The 22,942-nt window shown below is 71.0% G+C and carries 20 protein-coding genes; 11 read left to right on the top strand and 9 right to left on the bottom strand.

Features of this window, described 5'->3' with window-relative positions; all coding sequences use genetic code 11:
* Positions 1-59: 59 nt before the first annotated feature.
* From AB0K73_RS09615 to AB0K73_RS09605, 3 genes are all read left to right on the top strand, one after another.
* Positions 60-986, top strand: coding sequence for an alpha/beta fold hydrolase (locus AB0K73_RS09615; RefSeq protein WP_360517544.1), 927 nt, complete (start codon positions 60-62; stop codon positions 984-986).
* Positions 987-1,027: 41 nt separating this feature from the next.
* Entirely contained in the window at positions 1,028-1,582 is a 555-nt protein-coding gene (locus AB0K73_RS09610) for a TetR/AcrR family transcriptional regulator (protein ID WP_360517541.1), read from the top strand.
* Between the two features lie 104 nt (positions 1,583-1,686).
* A complete protein-coding gene (locus tag AB0K73_RS09605) occupies positions 1,687-2,412 on the top strand; it encodes a DUF1353 domain-containing protein (protein ID WP_360517538.1) in 726 nt (241 codons plus the stop codon).
* Between the two features lie 15 nt (positions 2,413-2,427).
* Here AB0K73_RS09605 and AB0K73_RS09600 read toward each other — a convergent pair whose 3' ends face one another.
* Together AB0K73_RS09600 and AB0K73_RS09595 are read right to left on the bottom strand one after the other, a co-directional pair.
* Positions 2,428-4,503: a hypothetical protein gene (locus AB0K73_RS09600; RefSeq protein ID WP_360517535.1), complete on the bottom strand. Its 2,076-nt coding sequence runs from the start codon at positions 4,501-4,503 to the stop codon at positions 2,428-2,430.
* Between the two features lie 82 nt (positions 4,504-4,585).
* A complete protein-coding gene (locus tag AB0K73_RS09595) occupies positions 4,586-4,894 on the bottom strand; it encodes a hypothetical protein (protein WP_360517532.1) in 309 nt (102 codons plus the stop codon).
* A gap of 97 nt (positions 4,895-4,991) precedes the next feature.
* Here AB0K73_RS09595 and AB0K73_RS09590 point away from each other — a divergent pair, with 97 nt between their 5' ends.
* From AB0K73_RS09590 to AB0K73_RS09580, 3 genes are all read left to right on the top strand, one after another.
* Entirely contained in the window at positions 4,992-5,582 is a 591-nt protein-coding gene (locus tag AB0K73_RS09590) for a TetR family transcriptional regulator (RefSeq protein ID WP_360517529.1), read from the top strand.
* 240 nt (positions 5,583-5,822) lie between these two features.
* Positions 5,823-6,557, top strand: a complete 735-nt coding sequence (locus AB0K73_RS09585; RefSeq protein ID WP_360517527.1) for a hypothetical protein — start codon at positions 5,823-5,825, stop codon at positions 6,555-6,557.
* Between the two features lie 50 nt (positions 6,558-6,607).
* Entirely contained in the window at positions 6,608-9,136 is a 2,529-nt protein-coding gene (locus AB0K73_RS09580; RefSeq protein ID WP_360517524.1) for a DUF3516 domain-containing protein, read from the top strand.
* A 48-nt stretch (positions 9,137-9,184) separates the two neighbouring features.
* Here AB0K73_RS09580 and AB0K73_RS09575 read toward each other — a convergent pair whose 3' ends face one another.
* Positions 9,185-10,069 carry an EamA family transporter gene (locus AB0K73_RS09575; RefSeq protein WP_360517521.1) on the bottom strand — a complete coding sequence of 295 codons (885 nt, stop codon included), beginning with the start codon at positions 10,067-10,069 and terminating at the stop codon, positions 9,185-9,187.
* 242 nt (positions 10,070-10,311) lie between these two features.
* Between AB0K73_RS09575 and AB0K73_RS09570 the strand changes: the two genes are divergently transcribed.
* From AB0K73_RS09570 to AB0K73_RS09555, 4 genes are all read left to right on the top strand, one after another.
* Positions 10,312-12,330: a bifunctional UDP-sugar hydrolase/5'-nucleotidase gene (locus AB0K73_RS09570; protein WP_360517518.1), complete on the top strand. Its 2,019-nt coding sequence runs from the start codon at positions 10,312-10,314 to the stop codon at positions 12,328-12,330.
* Positions 12,331-12,457: 127 nt separating this feature from the next.
* Complete coding sequence (recQ, locus tag AB0K73_RS09565; protein ID WP_360517515.1) at positions 12,458-14,491, top strand: DNA helicase RecQ; 2,034 nt, start codon at positions 12,458-12,460, stop codon at positions 14,489-14,491.
* Between the two features lie 110 nt (positions 14,492-14,601).
* A complete protein-coding gene (locus AB0K73_RS09560) occupies positions 14,602-15,033 on the top strand; it encodes a hypothetical protein (RefSeq protein WP_360517512.1) in 432 nt (143 codons plus the stop codon).
* 296 nt (positions 15,034-15,329) lie between these two features.
* Complete coding sequence (locus AB0K73_RS09555; RefSeq protein ID WP_360517509.1) at positions 15,330-17,459, top strand: acyl-CoA dehydrogenase; 2,130 nt, start codon at positions 15,330-15,332, stop codon at positions 17,457-17,459.
* Positions 17,460-17,600: 141 nt separating this feature from the next.
* Here AB0K73_RS09555 and AB0K73_RS09550 read toward each other — a convergent pair whose 3' ends face one another.
* Positions 17,601-18,440 (bottom strand): ABC transporter permease, encoded by an 840-nt coding sequence (locus AB0K73_RS09550; RefSeq protein ID WP_360517506.1) that lies wholly within the window; start codon positions 18,438-18,440, stop codon positions 17,601-17,603.
* Positions 18,437-19,441 (bottom strand): ATP-binding cassette domain-containing protein, encoded by a 1,005-nt coding sequence (locus AB0K73_RS09545; RefSeq protein WP_360517503.1) that lies wholly within the window; start codon positions 19,439-19,441, stop codon positions 18,437-18,439. Before AB0K73_RS09545 ends, AB0K73_RS09550 begins: the two co-directional genes overlap by 4 nt.
* Positions 19,442-19,515: 74 nt before the next feature.
* On the opposite strand from AB0K73_RS09545, the gene AB0K73_RS09540 reads away from it, so the two are divergent.
* Positions 19,516-20,295: a TetR/AcrR family transcriptional regulator gene (locus AB0K73_RS09540; protein WP_360517500.1), complete on the top strand. Its 780-nt coding sequence runs from the start codon at positions 19,516-19,518 to the stop codon at positions 20,293-20,295.
* On the opposite strand, the gene AB0K73_RS09535 is transcribed toward AB0K73_RS09540, so the two are convergent.
* The 4 genes from AB0K73_RS09535 to AB0K73_RS09520 are packed head-to-tail and all read right to left on the bottom strand — an operon-like array spanning position 20,296 to position 22,865.
* A complete protein-coding gene (locus AB0K73_RS09535; protein ID WP_360517497.1) occupies positions 20,296-20,469 on the bottom strand; it encodes an HPP family protein in 174 nt (57 codons plus the stop codon).
* Between the two features lie 18 nt (positions 20,470-20,487).
* The gene (locus AB0K73_RS09530) at positions 20,488-21,279 is read right to left on the bottom strand and encodes a glycoside hydrolase family 16 protein (RefSeq protein ID WP_360517494.1); all 792 of its coding nucleotides are present in this window, start codon (positions 21,277-21,279) and stop codon (positions 20,488-20,490) included.
* 28 nt (positions 21,280-21,307) lie between these two features.
* On the bottom strand, positions 21,308-22,318 hold the full coding sequence (locus AB0K73_RS09525; RefSeq protein WP_360517491.1) for a malate dehydrogenase: 1,011 nt from the start codon (positions 22,316-22,318) through the stop codon (positions 21,308-21,310).
* A 52-nt stretch (positions 22,319-22,370) separates the two neighbouring features.
* Positions 22,371-22,865: a DUF427 domain-containing protein gene (locus tag AB0K73_RS09520; RefSeq protein ID WP_360517488.1), complete on the bottom strand. Its 495-nt coding sequence runs from the start codon at positions 22,863-22,865 to the stop codon at positions 22,371-22,373.
* Positions 22,866-22,942 lie beyond the last annotated feature (77 nt).

Here is a 22,942-nt window from a genome sequence, read left to right as displayed (position 1 = left end):
GAGCCTATGGGCCGGAGCCGTCTCTTGTGAATAACAATGCACATGTGTATCGTTAATCCATGCGCCCCCATCTGCAGGACATCGCGTTCGACGTCGGCGGCACTCGCTGTGCGGGTGTCCTCTTCCTCCCCGAGCACGCCGAGCACGCCGAGCGGGCGTTGCCGGCCGTCGTCCTCGCGCACGGGTTCAGTGGGACGATGGACCGCCTGCTCGACGTGGCGGCCGGCTTCGCCGAGGGTGGGTTCGCCGCGCTGCTCTTCGATTACCGCAGCTTCGGTGCGAGCGGCGGTGAGCCTCGGCAGGTGGTCGACGTGAACGACCAGCTCGAGGACTTCTCGGCGGCGGTCGCCGTCGCACGGGCGCACCCGCGCATCGATGCCGACCGCGTCGCCGTGTGGGGCAACTCGCTGGGCGGAGCGCATGCGGTCGTGCTGGCCGCGCGCGATTCGCGGATCGCCGCCGTCATCGCCCAGATCCCCTTCAATGGATTCCCGAAGGAGGTGGAGGGGCGAAGCGCGAAGGACGCCTGGCGGCTGATGGGCGCGATGCTCTCCGATGGCCTCCGGGGCGTCCTCCGGCTGCCACCGAAGCTGATCCCGATGGTCGGTGCGCCCGGTACGGTCGCCGTCACCGCGGTGCCTGATGCCCAGCGGCACCTGGAGCTGCTGAGGGGCGAGAGCACGACCTGGCGGAACGAGGTCGCGCCGCGCGGGCTGCTCGAGATGATGTGGTATCGGCCCGAGAAGTTCGCGCCGCTCGTTCAGTCGCCGCTGCTCGTGTGCATCGCCGCCGACGACCGAGTGACGCCCGAGGAGATGACGCGCCCCATCGCCGAACGGGCGCCGCGTGGCGAACTGAAGCGGTACTCCGGCGGCCATTTCGACTTCTACAACGCGCCGCACATCCGTCGGCAGGTGATGGCGGACCAACTCGAGTTCCTGCGTCGGCACCTGGTTCCGGCGGGCGCCCGCGAAGAGCCGGCGTGAGCTCGCCGACTCGAGGACGCGGCCGTCCACGGGACCCCGCGGTGGATGACGCCATCCTCGGCGCGGCGCTGCAGCTGTTCATCGAGGAGGGGCCGGACGGAGCGACCATCGAGCGCATCGCCGCGCGCGCGGGCGTGACGCGGCCGACGGTGTACCGGCGCTGGAGGGACAAGGACGCGCTGCTGGTCGACGCGATCGCGCGGGTGCGCGAGCGAGCCGAACGGCCACTCGGCCACGCGGCGGCGATGTCGGTGGATGACGTGCTGGCCTGGATGACGGATGCGATTCCGAGAGAACTGGCGCAGCCCGCCTCGCGCACCCTGCTGGCGCGCCTGATCGGAGCAGCACCCGACCGACCGGAGCTGATCGAGCGGTACTGGACCGAGGTCCTCGGGCCGCGATGGAGCGCGTTCGGAGCGCTGATGGAGGAGTCATCGCGCGGCTCGGCTGCCGACGCGGCGTTGCTCAGCGACGTGGTCGGGGGCGCGCTGGTATGGCGGGTCCTCGTCCGGCCCGGGGAGACGTCCGAGGCAGAGCTTCGCGACTTCCTCGTCGAGGTCCTCGGGCTGCTCGGACTTCAGGGCGGCCGCTCGTGATCCGGATCGTCACGACGATGAGCGCCGGTGCCCGGCTCCTCGCAGTGGCGCTCCTGCTCGACTGACCGCGCGCGGCATGATGGGTCGCGAGCGAAGGAGACCGCATGCCGTTCCGGACCGACGACGGACGAGACCTCGAGGAGCTGCTGCTCGCGCAGCGCCCGGCCGACGGCTACCGCTTCGAGGTGCGCGAGGGCTTCGTCTACGAGGACCCGGTGTCGGGGCACCGGTACGACGTCCGCGCCGGGCGCACGAGCGACCTCGCGTCGGTGCCGTCGTGGCTCTGGAACTTCATCGCGAGCTACGGGCGACAGTCGGCGCCGGCGCTGCTGCACGACGACCGTTCCGACGTGGCGGACGAGCTCGGCGATCGACGGGCCGCGCTGGCCCTGCGCCGCGAGGACGACCGCGTGTTCCGTACGGCGCTCCGCGAGCAGGGCGTACCCCTGCTGCGTGCCTGGCTCATGTGGGCGTGGGTGTCGGCCGATCGAGAGCGTGCGTTCGGGGGCGTCGTCGGCCTGCTCTTCCTGGCGCAGGCGGTGCTCGGCGCGGTCGTCGTGGCCGGGGCATCCGTCGCCGCGTTCTTGAACCCGGCCTGGCTCGCACTCGTGCTCGTGCCTGCGCTCGCCGCGGTGCCGTGGTGGCGGCTCGCGCCGCTCATGCTCCTGCTCAACGTCGCGACGGGGGTGCTCGCTCCGCTCATCGTGGTGCACCTCGTGGCGCTCGTGCCGTTCCGGCTCGTGGAGGCGATCGTCGAGCTGACGACCGGCGGCGACCCGGGGGGCGTGCTCCGCCCGACCGTGCAGGCGCCGTCGGCACGCCGCGACTGACGGCGAGACGATCGGTCAGGCGTCGCGGCTGGGAGCGGCCGCTTCGTGCTCGGCCTCCGGTCGCCAGTCGTGGAACCGTTTCGCCCACCACGTGGCCCACGGACCCTCGGGGCGGAGCGCCGCGCGCCGGGCAGCGAGCTCGGCGAGGTACTCGGTGCTCTTCATCGCAACGCCGAGCCGCAGCGGCTCGCGCGGCGGCTGTACGGCCGCTCCTCCCGGTGCGGGATGCGCCGGCACGACCGACGGCGCGGGCGCGAACCGCGGCTCGACGATGACGAAGCCCGCGACGACCGCGAGCCCGACGCCCGCCCACACGAGGGCGGCCGGGTCGAGCCGAGGGACGTTCCACGCGAAGATCGCGAACCACACGACCGCGGCGGCCGCGAGCACGTAGATCGCGCGGGGGATGGCGGTGAGCACGAGCCAGGTGCGCACGTCGAGCGGGCAGCGGTCCCACACGATGGAACGCTCGGTCTGGCCCTGCATGAGCTGGTTCAGCCAGATCAGGAGCGCGAGCACCAGAGCGGATGCCACGGCCCAGCCGATCGCCGAGAGCTGACCGTCGTCGACGAGGAACGCCACGGCATTCACGCCTGACGCGGCACCGGCCTCGACGTCGACCGACGTGACGAACGCGACCGCGCGACCGACGGCGCCCGCGACGAATGTCACGAGCCAGGCGAAGGCGACGGATGCCAGGGGCAGTCCGGGCAGGACCGCCGCGATCACGACCGCCGCGATGGTCGAGAGCCCGAGCGACTTCTTGTCGATGACCACGAGCCGGTTGCGCAGGTAGGCGACCGGGTCGGGCACCGGCGGGAACTCGGGCCCGAGCAGGTGTCGCGCCGTCGGCTCGACCACCTGGGTGGTGTTCGCGTGGTACATGCCGTGGTCGAGGAAGGGCTGGCTGGTGTTGTGCACCGCGTGCTCCTCGGGGCCGTCGGCGATCGTGCCGGCCGACGGGAAGTACGCGGCGCGCCAGCGCTTCCGGGCGCCGTCGCGAGTGTCGGCGATCGGCCCTGCCGAGAACGGATCCCACGTCGCCCAGTGGTTGTCCCACTCGACGCGTTCGCCGGGCGCCGCCGCGCGGTTCCGTTCGATCCAGGTCTGCACGGGCGTGTACCCGTCCTTCCGCCCGCGCCAGCTCTCCCGGCCGAGGAGCACGACCGCGGCGCCCACCGTGGTGAGCCTTCGCACGTGGTAGGCCGCCGGGTCGAGCTCCTCGAAGAGCGCGTACGTCGACACCGCCGCTCCCTGCGAGTGCGCGAAGAGGTGCACGTCGCCGTCACCCACGAGTTCCTTGGCCCGGGTGAGCGCGTCGCGCACGACGAGGCGCATCGCCGAGGCCCGCACGGGCCGCTCCTTCCAGGTCGCGACATCCCCGATCGACTCGACGAGCTGGTCGAGCACGCCCTGCGCGACGCCCTTGAACCACGGGATGAGCAGGAGCGGGCTGAGCAGGGGCAGGATCGGCGTCGCGACGATCCCGACGGCCACGAGGAACACCCACGTCACGATGAACGCGACGGTGCTGACGATGAGCCGGATGAGGTCGACGATCAGGTTCACCGTGCGCGGCAGCAACAGGAGGCGGCGGTCCATGCGCAGGTGGTTCACGAGGGTCATCCACGGCAGGAGCACCATCGTGCCGAGGAACAGGCGGAGGGTGCGCGTGATCACCCGCCAGAGGAAGGGCACGGCCCAGCGGAACACCTGCGCCCGGGTCATCGGCACGAACGACTCCGACCAGCGCGCCTCGAGGATCGCGATGTTGCGCACCCCCGTCTCGATCGGGGCATCCGGCGCCGCATCGGGGTCGCGCCGCTTCGGGTACCGCACGGTCGCGGCGACCACGGGGGTGTCGACGGCGAGATCGGCGGCATGGATCTTCACGCCATGGCTCTCGTCGGCGCCGTAGATGCGGTCGCGCGCGAGCCAGTCCATGCGCTCGAGGATCGGCTCGGCCCACTCGAGCAGGATCTGGCTCTTGTAGGCGCTGCCCATGCCGTGCACCACCACGAGGGCGACGTCGAAGTCACCCGTCTGCGGTGGGGCCTCGGCGGCGACGCCCCTCTGCTCGGCGATCAGCATGCGGTCCTCCTGCGACGATGACGCGCCGGCGGATGTCGGCCAGTCCGAACGCTACTGGCCCGCGATCGACCGGATCAAGCGCTCACCCCCGAACGCGGGCGGCGCGGCGCCGGCGCATCGCGGCGTATCCGAGCATGAGGCGGGGCACGACGACGTACACCGCGAGCGGCACGACGACGAGCGTGAGCACGAATGCGCGGAGCACCGGATGCCACGACTCCGCGAACGGGGCGATGGCCAGCATGCCGAGGGCGACGAGCGGGAAGATCGCGAGCCACGTCACGACGGCGCGGACGTGCACCGAGGGCGGCGCGGGGGCCGCGACAGGGGCGGCGGGGGCGGATGCGGCGGGGGCGGATGTCGCGACGGGGGTGATGGAATCGGTGGACATGTGGTCTCCTCGGTCAATCTCCAACTGAATGGTTGTAAATTGAAGCACGCCGGAGGGGCATCCGCAACTACCTAGTTGGAAATTGTAGACTGGCCGCATGGCCTGGGACACCGAGCGCACGCGACGACGACTCCTCGACGCCGCGACCGCCGAGTTCGCCGAGCACGGTCTCGCCGGTGCACGCGTCGACCGCATCGCCCAGGCCGCGGGCGTCAACAAGGAGCGCATCTACCAGTACTTCGGCAAGAAGGACGAGCTGTTCGCCGCCGTGCTGGGCACGAGGCTCCGCGCCTCGATGGACGACGTGCCGATGACCGGCGTCGGCGCCGAGGCCGTGGGCGACTACGCCGGACGCCTCTTCGACCACCATGTCGCCGACGGCGTCATCCCGCGCCTCGTGTTCTGGGAGGGGCTCGAGCGGGGCACGGCCCCCGCCGCCGATGCCACGCGAGCCGCGTACCACGCGGAGAAGCTCGAGCGGTTCGCCGAGATGCTGCCCGGCGTCTCCCGCAAGACCGCGGGCGAACTGCTGCTCACCATCGTGTCGCTCGTGAACGCCTGGCCCGTCCTCGGGCAACTCGACGGGTTCCTCGTCGGCGGCGGCGCCGACCGCGCGGTCGCCCGACGCGAGTCGATCGTGGCGACGACGACCGCCGCCGCCCGCGCGGCCGTCGAACGCACGCGCTGACGCGGCATCCGAAGATCAGGGATAGCCCTGATCCACCCTGTGCGCACCGCTCGTAACGTGGGAGTCGATCGTCGAGCCGTGGGCCGCAGGGGGAACTGTCTCCACGGCCGGCGATCGGAAAGCCGGCCTGGCGCCTCCACTCGACGTGAGGTGCCGGCCGGCTTCCCCTGTCTCACCCGGATCACCGGGTCCTCCCCGGATGTCCGGGCCGATGAGCGGAGCACCACCATGGACCAGCGGATGACGCGACCCCAGCGAATGTCGCCCACCCACCACGCACGAGCCGACCACCGCACGAGCCGCCGCGACCGCGCGGTCAGCTGGTCGGACTTCCGCGCGGCGGTGCGCTTCGACCCGTCGAGCCGGCTCCTCCTCGCGGTGCCGGCGATCAGCGAGAAGCGCGCTCAGCACGCGTGGCTCGGCGAGGCGCGGACGCCGCACACCCGGGTCGGCGACGCCGAGGTGTACCGCCGCGAGTACGACCACGGCACCGTCTACTGGTCGGAGCGCACTGGAGCCCACGAGGTGCACGGCGAGATCGCGGCGCGCTGGCAGGACCTCGGCCGCGAGTCGTCGTTCCTCGGCCTGCCGACCACCGACGAGCAGCCGCTGGTGGGCGTGCACGGCGGCTATGCGCACTTCGAGGGCGGCTCGATCTACTGGACGGCCCGCCATGGCGCCGCCGTGGTGCACGGCATGGTGCGCGACATCTGGGCGCTTCTCGGCTGGGAGCACTCGACGCTCGGCCTGCCCGTCGCCGACGTGCGGTACGAGCCCGGCACGGGCGAGTTCAGCGGATGCTTCGAGCACGGCAGCATCGCATGGTCACCCGCAGGCGGGCCCGAGGTCACGGTCGCGCCGGCCGCGGCGGCATCGGGGGCATCCGGGGCGTTCGAGGCATCCGCCGACGAGCTCGACGCCGACGACGGCGACGCCCTCGGCCGGCTCGCCGCCGACTTCGCGCCCCGCGCCTGACTCCGGGGCACGGGCGCGACGCCCGCCCGGCGCGTGACAGACTCGGACGGATGACCCAGCCGCTCCTCGACCGCGCTCCGCGCCCGTACGACGCCGACGCGATGTACGAGGCGTTCGTGGAGTGGGCAGACGAGCGCGGCTTCGCGCTCTACCCCGCCCAGGACGAAGCGATCATCGAGATCGTCTCGGGCGCGAACGTCATCCTGTCGACGCCCACGGGCACCGGCAAGTCGCTCGTCGCGGTGGCCGCGCACGCGGCATCCGTCGCCCAGGGCGGCCGCAGCTACTACACGGCGCCCATCAAGGCGCTCGTGAGCGAGAAGTTCTTCCAGCTCGTCGAGATCTTCGGGGCCCGCAACGTCGGGATGGTCACGGGCGACAGCTCGGTGAATCCGGATGCCCCGATCATCTGCTGCACCGCCGAGATCCTCGCCAACCTCGCCCTGCGGCACGGGGCGGATGCCGCGGCCGACCAGGTCGTCATGGACGAGTTCCACTACTACGGCGACCCCGACCGCGGCTGGGCGTGGCAGGTGCCGCTCATCACGCTGCCGCGGGCGCAGTTCATCCTCATGTCGGCGACGCTCGGCGATGTCACCGCCATCGCCGACGACCTCGCCCGCCGCACCGGGCGTGAGACCGCACGGGTCACCGGCGTCGAGCGCCCGGTGCCGCTGCACTTCTCCTATGCGAAGACGCCCGTGCAGGAGACCGTCGAGGAGCTCATCGAGACGCGGCAGGCGCCCGTCTACATCGTGCACTTCTCGCAGGCGCAGGCCATGGAGCGCGCGCAGGCGCTGTCGTCGATCCGGGTGGTCACACGCGAGCAGCGCGACGAGATCGCCGAGGCGATCGGCGGCTTCCGGTTCACCACGGCGTTCGGCAAGACGCTCTCACGGCTCGTGCGCGCGGGCATCGGCGTGCACCACGCCGGCATGCTGCCCCGCTACCGGCGACTCGTCGAGACGCTCGCGCAGCGCGGGCTGCTCCGCGTCATCTGCGGCACCGACACGCTCGGCGTCGGCATCAACGTGCCCATCCGCTCCGTGCTCATCACGGCCCTCGCGAAGTTCGACGGGCAGAAGATGCGCCAGATCTCGGCGCGGGAGTTCCACCAGATCGCCGGGCGCGCGGGCCGTGCCGGTTACGACACCGCCGGCACCGTCGTGGTGCTCGCGCCCGAGCACGAGATCGAGAACGAGTCGTCGGTCCGCAAGGCGGGCGACGACCCGAAGAAGCTCAAGAAGGTCGTGCGCAAGAAGGCGCCCGCCGGCCAGATCACCTGGGGCGCGGGATCGTACGAACGGCTCGTCGCCGCCGAGCCCGAGCCGCTCGAGCCGCAGCTGAAGCTCACGGCGGCGATGCTGATCAACGTCGTCGGCCGCGGGGGAGACGTGGCCCGCGGCATCCGCTCGCTCGTCTTCGACAACCACGAGTCGAGGTCGCGCCGGTTCGAGCTCGCCCGCCGCGCCCTCGAGCTCCTGCGCACGCTGCGCGACGCGGGCGTCGTCGAACTCATGCCCGCTTCGGCGCCCGGGCGACTGGCCGACCTGCGGCTCACGGTCGACCTGCAGCCGAACTTCGCGCTCAACCAGCCGCTGTCGCCGTTCGCGCTCGCCGCGATCGAGCTGCTCGACCCCGAGACGAGCGAGCAGGGCACGGGCCACTACTCGCTCGACGTCGTGTCCGTCATCGAGTCGACGCTCGACGACCCGCGACCGATCCTCTCGCAGCAGCAGTACAAGGCCCGAGGCGAGGCCGTCGCCGCGATGAAGCAGGACGGCGTCGAGTACGAGGAGCGCATGGAGCTGCTCGAGGAGGTCACCTGGCCGAAGCCCCTCGCCGAGCTGCTCGCGCACGCGTTCGAAACGTTCGCGTCGAGCCAGCCGTGGGTGCGCGACTTCGAGCTGTCGCCGAAGTCGGTCGTGCGCGACATGTTCGAGCGGTCGATGTCGTTCGGCGAGTACGTCGCGTTCTACCAGCTCGCCCGCAGCGAGGGGCTGGTGCTGCGCTACCTCTCCGACGCGTTCCGCGCGATCCGGCAGACCGTGCCGACCGAGGCGAAGGACGAGCAGCTCCTCGACCTCATCGAGTGGCTCGGAGAGCTCGTGCGCCAGGTCGACTCGAGCCTCGTCGACGAGTGGAACGAGCTCGTCGACCCCACCGCGCACCTGCCGGAGGACGAAGCGCCCGTGGTGCCGCCCGCGCCGCCGTCGGTCGTCACGAACCGACGCGCATTCACGGTGCTCGTGCGCAACGAGCTGTTCCGGCGCGTGCAACTTGCCGCGCTCGAACGCGACGATGAGCTCGCCGAACTCGACCCCGACGCGGGCTGGGCCGACGCGCTCGACCGCTACTACGCCGAGCACGACGCGATCGGCACGGGCGGGCCGGCGCGCTCGCCGAGACTCGTCACGATCGACGAGACGGATGCCGCGGCGGGCACCTGGCGGGTCGAGCAGACCATCGACGACCCCGCGGGCCACCACGACTGGCGGATCCGCGGCGAGGTCGACCTCGAGGCGTCCGCCGAGGTCGGGACCGCGATCGTGCACATCACCGAGGTCGTGCGCCTGTAGCGCCTCGGGGTCGAGGAGCGCCCCCGGAAGCGACGCGTCCCGAGACCCCTACGCCAGCGCGAGCATCCCCGCCGCCGCCAGCGCGAGCGCCAGGCCCACCCACTGCACGGGCGCGATGCGCTCCTTCAGCACGACCGCGGCGAGGAGGATCGTGCCCGCCGGATACATCGCGCCGAGCACCGCCGCGACCGAGAGGTCGCCGGCGCGGATGCCGAGCAGGAGCAGCGCGTTGGCCGTCACGTCGACGACGCCGCACGCGACGGCGAGGCGGAGTCCGCCGGCGGAGGCCCGCGGCATCCGCTCGCCCTCGGTCGTCGCGCCTCGCCGTCGCAGGGCATGCACCGCGGCGAGCACGCCGAGCACCAGGAAGATGAGCCCGGCGCTGACGCCGCGGTTGAGGATCAGCGGCGTGATGCCGCTCTCGTCGGTGGTCTGGTCGATCGTGATGAAGAACGTGCCGATCGCGAGGCCCGATCCCGTGGCCATGAGGAGGCCGCGCAGGCTGGGCCGCACGGCGCCCCGCTCGGGCACGAACCCGACCAGCACGACCGCGACGAGCGCGAGGCCGAGCGCCCAGTATCCGAGCGAGGCGAGTCGTTCGCCGCTCACGACGAGCCCCCAGACCATCGGCACGACCGCCGAGATGACGGCGGTGAGCGGCGAGAGGATGCTCATCGGGCCGATCGCGAGGGCGGCGTAGAGGAGCGTGATCGCGACCGCGCCGGCGACCCCCGAGAGGACACCCCAGAGCACGTCGTGCGCTGCCCATCCGCCACCCAGGAAGGGCGCGACGACGAGCAGGAGCAGGAAGCCCGTGAGCCCCGCCACCGCCGTGACGAGCATCGCGTTCACGCGCTTGGCGGCGAGGCCGCCGAGGAAGTCGGCCGCGCCGAACACGAGGGCGCCGCTGAGGGAGAAGACGGCGGTGAGCATCGGCGGCCAGCCTAGCGTTGCAACGCGTGACGCTCATTCGCGCCGGGAAGCCGAGGACTCGTGCTCATGTGAGCAGGATCCGTGAACGATTGGCATCCAGAGGGCGAGGAAAGGCACTCAACTCTTCCCTCGCTGGGGGCGTGAACATATGCTGCGAGAGTCCCCTGTACAGCGTGCCAGGGGCGCATGGCCGGGGAATGCGGATCCGACGCTCCTCGGGCGACTCGCAGAGGAGACAAGGGATGCAACCACATTCCAATGGTGCGGGCCTCCGCACCAGGGGCACCACACGTTCACGCAGGTGGGTCGCCGCCGGCGCGCTCGCCACGGCCTCGGCCGTGGGTCTCACGCTCGGCGCGATGGCGCCGGCGCAGGCCGTGCCCGACGGTGGACTGCCGCCGAAGGCGCAGGCGAAGGCCTTCGTCGACATCAATCTCGTGACCGTCAACGACTTCCACGGCCGCATCGAGCAGAACGGCACGGCCGCGGGCATCGCCCGGCTCGCGACCGCGGTCGATTTCTTCCGTGACGCGAATCCGAACACGGTGTTCGCCGCCGCCGGCGACATGATCGGCGCATCGACGTTCACGTCGTTCATCCAGCAGGACGTTCCCACGATCGAGGGCCTCAACGCTGCGGGCCTCGACGTGAGCGCCGTCGGCAACCACGAGTTCGACAAGGGCTTCGCCGACCTCACCGACCGGGTGATGCCGCTCGCCGAATGGGAGTACCTCGGCGCCAACATCTACGACGCCGAGACCGGAGACCCGGCGCTGCCCGAGTACTGGGTGCAGGAATTCCAAGGTGTGAGCATCGGGTTCGTCGGCGCCGTGACCGACGAGCTGCCCTCGCTGGTGAGCCCCTCCGGGATCGAGGACATCACGGTCGGCAGCCCCGTTGAGGCCGCCAACCGCGTCGCCGACCAGCTCAGCGACGGCGACGACGCGAACGGCGAAGCCGACGTCGTGATCATGCTGGTGCACGAGGGCGCCGCGACAACGGATGTCGCATCGGCGACCGACCCGAACTCCCGGTTCGGTCAGATCGTGCTGAACGCGAACGACAACATCGACGCCATCGTCTCGGGTCACACCCACCTGGCGTACAACCACGTCATCGACGGACGGCCCGTCATCTCGAGCGGCCAGTACGGCGAGCGGTTCAGCAACATGGAGATCACCTTTAACCAGAAGAGTGGCAAGATCCACCGGATGCAGAACACGATCTACACGATGGCCACCGCGTTCGACGATCGTGGCAATGTCACGGAGTACCTCTTCGAGCCCGACCCCGCGATCGTCCCGATCGTGACCGCGGCCACGGAAGTCGCGAATGAACTCGGCAACGTCGAGATCGGCGTCGCCGAAGGCGTCTTCAGCCGTGCGCAACAGCCGGGCGTCGTGAACGGCCAGCCCGCGCTCGTCGAGAACCGCGGCGGGGAGTCGACGCTCGGCAACTTCGTCGCCGACGTGCAGCTCTGGTCACTGAACGAGGACGACCAGGACCGTGGCGTGCAGATCACGTTCATGAACCCCGGCGGGCTCCGCGCCGACATCAACGCCGACGGCACCACGTTCCGCGAGGCCGCCAACGTGCAGCCGTTCGCGAACACGCTCGTGACGCTCGACCTCACCGGCGCGCAGGTCAAGGCGGTGCTCGAGGAGCAGTGGCAGCCCGCCGGTGCGTCTCGTCCGTTCCTGAAGCTCGGCGTGAACAAGGCGCTGACCTACACGTACGACCCGAACGCAGCTGCCGGCTCGCACATCACCGAGATCTTCCTCGACGGTGTGGCGCTCGACCCCGCGGCGACCTACAAGGTGGGTGCCAACTCGTTCCTCGCCTCGGGCGGTGACAACTTCGTCACCTTCCGCGACGGCGCGAACACGGCCGACACGGGCAAGATCGACCTCGAGGCGATGGTCGCGTACTTCCAGGCGTTCGGCTCGGCGGCGCCCGACTACGCCCAGCGCGCGGTCGGCGTGGATGTGGTGAGCATCGTCGGCGACCAGGCGACCGTGAACCTCTCGTCGCTCGACTTCAGCACCGTGAACGACCCGAAGGCGGGCACGGTGACCGTCTCGCTCGACGGGACCGATCTCACAACGGCCACGGTGGACCCGTCGTTCCCCGACCCGTCGACGTTCGACGAGATCGGCCGGGCGACGGTGACGTTCACCATTCCGGCGGGCGCCACTGCGGAGTCGCGATTCATCATCACGACCCCGACCGGCACGACGAGCTCGTTCACGCTTCCGCTGTGAACTGAGTCTCGACAACGCAGCGAACGGCTCCGGACTGAGGTCCGGGGCCGTTCCTGTTCGTGCGGGGCCATCGTCCGCCCTGGGGATGACCCGGCCAGCCGTCAGGGGCGCTCGTTACACTCGTCAGGTGAGCTCGAACGCGGAACCCCACTGGGCCGAGGAGGTCCCCTGGGATCCCGATGAGCTCCCGCCGCCCGACGACGAGTGGGCCCCGCCTGCCGACCTCGGCTGGGCCCCTTCCGACGCGGCCGCGGCTGCTGACCCGGATGCCGGTGCCGCCGCGACGGCGACCCGGTTGGTGGCACGCGCCGCCCCCGCCCGCTTCACCACCGCCGCCGAGGCCCTGCACACGGTCTTCGGCTACGACGCCTTCCGCGGCGAGCAGGCCGAGATCATCGCGCAGGTCACGGGCGGCGGCGACGCGGTCGTGCTCATGCCCACCGGCGGCGGCAAGAGCCTGTGCTACCAGATCCCCGCCCTCCTTCGCGAGGGCACGGGCGTGGTGGTGTCGCCGCTCATCGCCCTGATGCACGACCAGGTCGACGCGCTCGTACGCAACGGCGTTCGGGCCGCCTACCTCAACTCGAGCCAGCAGCCGGCCGAGCGCGCCGCCGTCGAGCGCGCCTACCTCGCCGGCGAACTCGACCTGCTGTACATCGCGCCCGAGCGCCTCAATGCCGAACCGGTCAAGCGGTTCCTCGAAGAGGGCCGCGTCGCCCTCTTCGCCATCGACGAGGCGCATTGCGTCGCGCAGTGGGGCCACGACTTCCGACCCGACTACCTCGCGCTCTCCGAACTCGCCGAGCGCTGGCCCGACGTGCCGCGCATCGCGCTCACGGCCACCGCGACCGACGCCACGCACCGCGAGATCACCACGAGGCTCTCCCTGGAGGGCGCACGCCACTTCGTGTCGAGCTTCGACCGGCCCAACATCCAGTATCGAATCGCGCCGAAGATCGACGTGCGTCGGCAGCTGCTCGACTTCGTCCGCAGCGAGGGGCGGACAGCGCCCACACGGACGGGCGCGGGCACCCCGGTCTCGGGAATCGTCTACGCGCTCTCCCGCGCGTCGACCGAGAAGCTCGCCGCATTCCTCGCCGCGAACGGCGTCGACGCCATGCCATACCATGCCGGTCTCGACGCGCACGTGCGTCGCCGCACGCAGGAGCGGTTCCTCCGCGAGGACGGCGTCGTGGTCGTGGCAACCATCGCGTTCGGCATGGGCATCGACAAGCCCGACGTGCGCTTCGTCGCCCACGTCGACCTGCCGAAGTCGGTCGAGGGCTACTACCAGGAGACCGGTCGGGCCGGCCGCGACGGCCTGCCCGCCACCGCGTGGCTCGCGTACGGACTCCAAGACGTCGTGCAGCAGCGCCGCATGATCGACGAGAGTCCCGGCGATCTCGCCCACCGCCGGCGGCTCGCGGCCCACCTCGACGCCATGCTGGCGCTGTGCGAAACCGTGCAGTGCCGCCGCCAGAACCTGCTCGCCTACTTCGGCCAGGCGAGCGAGCCGTGCGGCAACTGCGACACCTGCCTCGAGCCTCCCGCCGCGTGGGACGGCACGATCTCGGCGCAGAAGCTCATGTCGACGATCGTGCGCCTGCAGCGCGAGCGCCGGCAGCAGTTCGGCGCCGGCCACCTCATCGACATCCTCCGCGGCAAGGAGACCCCAAGGGTTCGCCAGTACGGCCACGATTCCCTCGCGACGTGGGGCATCGGCGCCGACCTCGGCGAGCAGCAGTGGCGCGGGGTCGTGCGCCAGCTCCTCGCCCAGGGGCTGCTCGCGACCCACGGCGAGTACGGCACGCTCGCGCTGACGGATGCCGCGGCCGGCGTCCTCTCCGGCGCGCGCACGGTCATGCTCCGCACCGAACCCGACCGCCCCGTCCGCTCGCGCGGGCCGAAGGCGGCGTCGCCCGCCGCCGACCTCGAGCCCGCGCAGGCCGAGCTCTTCCAGGCGCTCAGGGCGTGGCGCGCCGGCGAAGCCCGCGAACAGGGCGTGCCGGCCTACATCGTGTTCGGCGATGCCACCCTCCGGGGCATCGCGCAGATGCGTCCGAGTCGGCTGGCCGACCTCGACGGCATCAACGGCATCGGCGCCAAGAAGCTCGAGGCGTACGGTGAGAAGCTCCTCGCCGTCGTCGCCGAGCACGGCTGATCCGTTGCGGCGCGCCATCGACATGGGCTGTCGACCGCCCGTCGAGGGCTAGGATCGCGGCAACGGGTCATGGCCCGCGGCATCCGTGCACCGGCGTCGTCAGGAGCAACATGTCAGACCAGTTCGGCCCCAAGCGTCCGCTCGGCGTCACCATCGTGGCCATCCTCGCGATCGTGTCCGGCATCTTCGACATCATCGGCGGCGTCGCGCTGCTCGCGGTGCAATCCGACGCGGAGGCGGCGCAGCGGCTCGGCGGAGCGGGCTTTCTCGGCGCGGTCGCCGTCACGTCGATCGTGCTGGGCGCCATCATGCTGGTCGTCGCGTACGGCCTGTTCCGGGGCAACGCGGTCTCCCGCTTCGCGGCCACGATCCTGCAGGTGATCTCGCTGGCGGGCTCGGTCTCGTCGGGCATCGCGGCGCCGACCACCCTGCCGACCGAGATCCCCAGCGGGCTCCTGGCACTTGCCCTCCTGTTCCTGCTGTGGTCGCGCGAGGCGACGCGCTACTTCAGTGGCCTCGCACCCGGCGAGCCGACCAGTTGAGGGTCGCGCTCGCCGCTGTTCCAGACGAACGCCAGCGTGACCGTCGAGCGATTCTGCGGTGTGGGCTAGTTGATCGCATCGGCGCCGTTCAGCGTGGTGGGGTGAACGGATGACGCGGCATCCGGTTGTGCATACCGCTGCGGCGTACGCACCCCAGATTGTAGATTCTCCACAGGCGCCGACGAATCGTCGCGCACGCGGCTTGTAGGGGCCGGACGCCCTGTTTTCGGCCGTGGGCGGGTCGTCCTACCGTGGTGGGAGCTGACCGCCGCTGACACGAAGGACGAGAACCGACGATGGTTGACACGGCACACCGCACCACGACGAAGACCACGGGCGAGCGCCCCGCCACGGTGCCTGCGAAGCCCGCGAAGGACGAGGTCGCGGCACCGATCCCGGCGCCGCCCGCAGCACCGGCCCCCGATTCGCCCAAGGTCGACGTCGCGGCACTCGGACGCCAGCTCCTCGGCACGTGGGCCGACCTCCGCCTCGCCGCACGCGAGCGCGCCGCGCACCCAGACCTCCAGCGCATCGAGGGCCAGTCGATGGCGGAGCATCGCGAACGCGTGCTGAAGCAGCTCAAGATCCTCGTCGACCAGCGTGCCGTGCACCGTGCATTCCCCAAGTCGGTCGGCGGCATGGACGACCACGGCGGCAACATCGCCGGGTTCGAGGAGCTCGTCATCGCCGACCCGAGCCTGCAGATCAAGGCGGGCGTGCAGTGGGGCCTCTTCGGTGCCGCCGTGCTGCATCTCGGCACCGAACACCACCACCGCACCTGGCTGCCCGGCATCATGTCGCTCGAGGTGCCGGGGGCGTTCGCGATGACCGAGACCGGTCACGGGTCGGATGTCGCGGCCATCGGCACGACCGCGACCTACGACGAGTCGACGCAGGAGTTCGTCATCCACACGCCGTTCCGCGGCGCGTGGAAGGACTACCTCGGCAACGCCGCCCTGCACGGCATCGCCGCCGTGGTCTTCGCCCAGCTCATCACGAAGGGCGTGAACCACGGCGTGCACGCCTTCTACGTGCCGATCCGCGACGCCGAGGGCGAGTTCCTGCCGGGCATCGGCGGCGAAGACGACGGGCTCAAGGGCGGGCTCAACGGCATCGACAACGGCCGACTGCACTTCACCGACGTGCGCGTGCCGCGCGAGAACCTCCTCAACCGCTACGGCGACGTCGCGGCCGACGGCACCTACTCGAGCCCCATCTCGAGCCCGGGCCGCCGCTTCTTCACCATGCTCGGCACCCTCGTGCAGGGCCGCGTCTCGCTCGATGGCGCGGCGACGACCGCAGCCGCCATGGCGCTCACGATCGCGATCACCTACGGCAACCAGCGCCGTCAGTTCAACGCGGCGAGCGACACCGACGAGGAGGTGCTGCTCGACTACCAGCGTCACCAGCGGCGCCTGCTTCCGAAGCTCGCCACGACCTACGCGCAGGTCTTCGCGCACGACGAGTTCCTGCAGAAGTTCGACGCCGTGTTCTCGGGCAAGGCCGACACCGACGAGGACCGTCAGGACCTCGAGACGATCGCGGCCGCGCTCAAGCCGCTGTCGACATGGCACGCGCTCGACACCCTCCAGGAGGCGCGCGAGGCGACGGGTGGGGCCGGCTTCCTCGCCGAGAACCGCATCGTCGGGCTGCGCCACGATCTCGACATCTACGCGACATTCGAGGGCGACAACAACGTCCTCCTCCAGCTCGTCGCGAAGCGCCTGCTCACCGACTTCTCGAAGCAGTTCGCCAAGGCCGATGCGGGGGTCATGGCGCGGTACGTCGTCACGCAGACCGCCGAGCGCGCCTATCACGGCACGGGCCTGCGCCGCCTCGCCCAGACCATCGCCGACTTCGGCTCCACGGCGCGTTCGGTGTCGGAGCTGCGTGACACGAACACCCAACGGGAGCTGCTCACCGACCGCGTCGAGACGATGGTCGCCGACATCGCCGGTCGCCTCCGCGACGCGCGCAAGCTGCCGAAGGCGGATGCCGCGGCCGCCTTCAACCGCAACCAGAACGAGCTCATCGAGGCCGCCCGCGCGCACGCCGAGCTGCTGCAGTGGGAGGCGTTCACGCGTGCGGTGGAGCAGACGACCGACCCGGGCACGAAGCAGGTGCTCACCTGGCTGCGCGACCTGTTCGGCCTCGGCCTCGTCGAGAAGCACCTCGCGTGGTACCTCATCCACGGCCGGCTGTCGCCGCAGCGCGCCCAGGCGGTGACGGCGTACATCGACCGACTCCTCGAGCGCCTGCGTCCGCACGCGCAGGATCTCGTGGACGCGTTCGGCTACAAGCCCGAGCACCTGCGCGCGAAGATCGCGTCGGGCGCCGAGCAGGAGCGCCAAGACGAGGCACGCGCCTACTACGCGGCGAAGCGTGCCGCCGGCACCCTGCCGGTTCCCGAGAAGTCGAAGAAGTAGCATCCGCACGCGCGAAGGCCGGGCCCGATCAGGACCCGGCCTTCGTCGTCTCCCGCGGAAACAGGGCGACACGCCGTGGCGGTACCGACAACAGGTGCTGCGAGCCGGTTTCCGCCACTCGTGCCTGTTCTCACCCGTGCCTCAGCGCCGCAGTCGTCGGTAGGCGGATGCCGCGAGCGGCATGAACACCAGGGCGATCACGAGCGGCCAGACGGATGCCGCGAGCACGGCGTTGTCGGCGAGCCAGCCGCCGGTCGCGCCCGTGGGGTTGCCGAACAGCTCGCGGGCCGCCGTGGCGGTGGCCGACACCGGATTCCACTCGGCGATCGCGCCGAGCCATCCGGGCATGGTCTCGGCTGAGACGAACACCGTGGACAGGAATCCGATCGGCCAGACGAGCACCTGCACCGCCGTCGTGGCGCTGGTGCCGCGGAAGGTCAGGCCGAGGAAGATCCCGAGCCAGAGCAGCGCGAAGCGCAGCCAGAGCAGCAGCAGCACGCCGAGCGCGATCTCGGTGGGACCGGTCGTCGGGCGCCATCCGATGAGGAGACCGCCGAGCATGAGCACGCCGAGATTGAGCGCCGAGTTCGCAAGGTCGGCGATCGCCCGACCGAGCGCCACCGACGCGCTCGACAGCGGAAGCGACCGGAAGCGATCGGTGATGCCGCGCTTGGCATCCTCCGCCATGGCGGTCATGGTGCTCTCGAGTCCGAAGAGCATCGTCAGCGCGAACATGCCGGGCAGGAGGAACGCGATGTAGTCGCCGCCGCCCGGCACCTCGATCGCGCCGCCGAAGAGGAATCCGAACATCAGGATCAGCATGATGTTGAACGCCAGGCCGAACACGAGGCCCCAGGGCTCGCGCACCCAGTGCAGCACGTCGCGGCCGGCGATGAGCCAGCCCTCGCGAAGCGCGTTGCGGCGCCGGTCGCGGACGCCCGTGCTCGTCGTCATGGCGGTGGTCGTGGTCGTCGTGGTCATCGGGCCTCCAGTTCGGCGTGCTGTTCGCTGGTGTCGGCGGCGTCGCCCGTGAGGTGCAGGAACACCTCGTCGAGGGTCGGGCGGCGCAGGGTGAGGTCGTCGACGGCGAGGTGCTCGGCGTCGAGGGCGCGAACGATCGGCGCGAGCGCCCGCGGGCCGTCGGCGACCTCGACGGTGACGGTGCGGGTGTCGGGGTCCACGGATGCCTCCGCGCCGGCCGTCCGGGCGATGATGCCGGCCGCGTCGCCGAGACGTTCGGCATCGGCGAGTACGGCCGCCACGCGGTCACCGCCGAGCCGGCGTTTGAGCTCCACCGGGGTTCCTTCTGCGACGACGTGTCCTCGATCCATCACCGAGACGCGGTCGGCGAGCTGGTCGGCCTCGTCGAGGTACTGCGTGGTGAGGAGCACGGTCGTGCCTGCGGCGGCGACCTCCCGCACGGCCTCCCACACGGTCGCGCGGCCGCGCGGGTCGAGGCCGGTGGTCGGCTCGTCGAGGAACAGCACGGCGGGCGTGAGCACGAGGCTCGCCGCGATGTCGAGCCGGCGCCGCATGCCGCCCGAGAATCCCGAGACGGCGCGGCCTGCGACATCCGTCAGTGAGAACGTGGCGAGCAGTTCGTCGGCGCGGCGCCTCGCCCGCGCCTTCGACAGGCCGCTCAGCCGTGCGAACAGCACGAGGTTCTGCGTGGCGGTGAGTGCCTCGTCGACGGCGTGGAACTGCCCGACGAGCCCGATGCGCTCCCGCACCGCTGCGGGCCGGCGGCGCACGTCGATGCCGTCGATGGTCGCCCGACCGTCGTCGAGCTCGGTGAGCGTGGCGAGGCAGCGTACTGCGGTGGTCTTGCCCGCGCCGTTCGGGCCGAGGAGGCCGTGCACGGAGCCGCGCGCGATCCGGAGGTCGAAGCCGTCGAGTGCGTCGGTGGCCCCGAAGCGCTTGCGGAGTCCTGTGGCCTCCAGAGCGGGAGCCGAGTGGTGGAGTGAATTCGTTGTCTGCGTCATCGCTCTCTTTCAACGTACGGTGTACGAGGTTATTCTCAAACCGTACACCATACGGAGAATGTAGGCTAGCCCCCATGTCGACGGAATCCACCGGCCGAGGCGAACCCGACCGCACCCTCCGGTTGCTCTGGCGCCACCGTCTCGGCGAGCCGGTCGGGTCGCGCGGGCCCAAACAGCGCGTGAGCGTCGACGCCGTGGTCGACACCGCCGTCGAGATCGCCGACGAGGAGGGCATCGAAGCGCTCTCGATGCGACGCATCGCCGAGCGACTCGGACTCAAGCCGATGTCGGTCTACACGTACGTGCCCGGCAAGGCCGAGCTCATCGATCTCATGGTCGACCGCGTCGCCGGGGAGCATCCGTTGCCCGAACCGGCCGGGTCGCTGCGCGAACGGCTCGAGCAGATGGCTCGCATCTCATGGGACGAGTACCTGCGGCATCCGTGGCTGCTCTCCATCGACACCAGCCGGCCACCACTCGGCCCGAACGTCTCCGACCGGTGGGAATGGAGCCTGCGGGCGATCGAGGGGCTCGGTCTCAGCGACATCGACATGGACCAGGTGGTCACGCTGATCGCGGGCTTCGTGGTCGGCCCGGCGAGGGCCTACGTGGATGCCGAACGCCTGCACCGCTCGACCTCCGAGACCGACGAGGAATGGTGGGAGCGGAACGCGCCCATTCTCGAGCAGATCATCGACCCGGCGCGTTACCCGATCTCGGGTCGTGTCGGTCAGGCGGCGGGCGAGGAGTACGGAGGGCCGGCCGACCCCGAGCGTGCCTTCGGGTTCGGGCTCGCGCGCGTGATCGACGGTATCGAGGCATACGTCGCGGCGGCGAGCCTCGACCCGCGGTAGCTACTCCGACGGCGGCTTCAGCAGGGCGCCCGCCGCGAGGCCCACGGCGAGGCCGGCGGCGAGCCACAGCCAGAACCCCGTCCAGAGGCTGATGCCGACCCCCACGAGCGCACCGACCACGAGCCCGACGATGAGCTGCTTGCGGCGTGCGGGGGACATCGGTTCTGCGGCCATGCCACCAGCCTAAGCGGGTCAGCGCGGCACGTATTCGCGCACGCGCGCCACCTCGAACACGAGCGGATGCGACGACGTGTCGCGCGGGGCATCCGTCGGCAATTCGTACACGTCGAGCATGAGCTGCACCGGGTACGCGATCGACTGCTCGACGACCTTCACGAGGCGGCCGTCGATGAAGAACCGAAGCTCGCCCGGCAGCCATTCGACGGCGTAGTCGTGGAACGACGTGAGGTCGCCCAAGACCCGCACCTTCTCGAAGTCGAGCTCGAGCCGCGGATCGTGCTGCGGCTTCACCCCCACGCCCACCAGCCCGTCGTCGTCGTCGAGCTCGCTGCCGAAGATCTCGAAGATGCAGATCTCGCCGCTGTCGGCGGGCTCCTCCTCGAAGCCGATCGCCCACAGCGCGACCATGGCCGTAGGGTGGCGGATGCCGCGAGCCCGTGCCTCGATGACGCCGAAGTGCGGCAGCCACAGACGCTCCTCGTCCTGCTCCTCGCGCACCACGAGGCCAGGCCGGAACCGGTGCTGGCCGACGGGACTCCCGAGCGGACCCGCGAGCTCGCCCGTCTGCAGGTGCGAGACCCGCACGTCGCCGTCGAACTCGGGCGACCACGGTGGGGTGTCGGCGTCGATGCGGAGCTTCAGCGTGCCCGCGGAGACCTCGTAACGGGCGGCCGACGCCGCTCGTGAACTCCAGTGCGGCGTGTAGTGCGGCAGCCAGCGCGTTCGCGCGAGCTCGTCGCCGTCGAACCGTTCGTCGACGAGGAGGCGATAGGGCGAGAGGTCGAGCGTCGTGGCATCCGTCATGGCGGCATCCTCCTCGATGCGGATCAGGTCAGATGAGACCGAGGGCGCGCACGGCCTCACGTTCGTCGTCGAGCTCGGCGACGCTGGTCGCCAGGCGGTGCTGCGCGAACGCGTCGAGACCGAGGCCCTGCACGATGCGCCAGCCGCCGTCGATCGACTCGACCGGGAACGACGACACGAGACCTTCGGGCACACCGTAGGACCCGTCGGAGACGACGGCGGCGCTCGTCCAGCCGCCCGTGGTGCCGTGCACCCAGTCGCGCATGTGGTCGATCGTGGCGTTCGCCGCCGAGGCGACGGACGACGATCCGCGCACCTCGATGATCTCGGCGCCCCGATTCGCCACGCGCGGGATGAACTCGTCGATGATCCACTCGCGTGCGGCCTCGGTGCCGCCGAGCCGCCCCGCGAGGAGCCCCGGCACCGGGTCGCCCGCGGCGGTCGCGTGCGCGACGTCGGGGAACTGGCTGGCCGAGTGGTTGCCCCAGATCGTGACGTTCCGGATGTCGCCGACCGGCGTGTCGACCGCCGGCGCGAGTTGCCCGAGCGCGCGGTTGTGGTCGAGGCGGGTGAGCGCCGTGAACCGCTCGGCGGGCACGTCGGGTGCGTGCGCCGAAGCGATGAGGGCGTTCGTGTTCGCCGGATTGCCCACCACGACGACCCGGATGTCGTCGGCCGCCACCGCGTTGATCGCCTCCCCCTGCGGGCCGAAGATGCCACCGTTCGCCGCGAGCAGGTCGCCCCGCTCCATGCCGGCGGCCCGCGGGCGCGCGCCCACGAGCAGGGCGTGGCTCGCGCCCTCGAAGGCGACCTTCGCGTCCTCGTACACCTCGACCTGGTGGAGCAGCGGGAAGGCGCAGTCCTGCAGCTCGAGCGCCGCGCCCTCGGCGGCGCGGAGCCCCTGCGGGATCTCGAGCAGGTGCAGTCGCACGGGTGTCTCGGGGCCGAGCATCGCCCCCGACGCGATGCGGAAGAGCAGGGCGTAGCCGATCTGGCCTCCGGCGCCCGTGACGGTGATGGTGACCGGCTTGACCCTCATACCGCGAGCCTACGCCCCGGCGCCGACGGTCGCCGTCGCGTCGGCGGGCGGCTCACCAGCCCGAACTGCCCGGTCCACCCTTGAACGGCCCCGCGACCTCCGCCGTGATCCATCCGCCGTAGAATCCGCCGGGCTGCGGCTCGACGCGCTCGCCGTCGACCGTGCACGCACCCATCGGTGCGGCGTACACGGCGACGCGGTCGGCGAGCGCCTCGAACCCCGGCTCGGGCGATGGGTAATTCCACGCCGCACGAGGGACCGCCACGTCACCACCGCGCACACTCAGATAGCCCGCCGAGCCCTTGAACTCGCAGAACGACGAGCCTCGGTCGTGCGCCAGCGAGCCGGGCACGAATGCCGAGATCGGGAGGTAGTAGACCGGCGGATGACTCGTCTCGAGCACCCGCACGACGTCTCGCGTGTCGACGATGCGCTCGCCGCCGAGTTCGATCGTGATGCGCCGGTCGACGTGCTCGACCCGCGGGGGCCTGGGGTAGTCCCAGACCGACTCCTGGCCTGGACGCAGCTGATCGGGAACGGGTCGCATGCGGCGAGCGTAGGTCGGGTTCCTGAGAACGTCCGGCATGGGGGGCGGATGCCTCGGGCCGAGGGCTGCGGCGGCGC

The organism is Agromyces sp. NPDC052230, assembly GCF_040679595.1.
Lineage (GTDB): Bacteria > Actinomycetota > Actinomycetes > Actinomycetales > Microbacteriaceae > Agromyces.
Note: the sequence above shows the minus strand (reverse complement) of the source record. Positions and strands in the feature narration are given on the sequence as shown.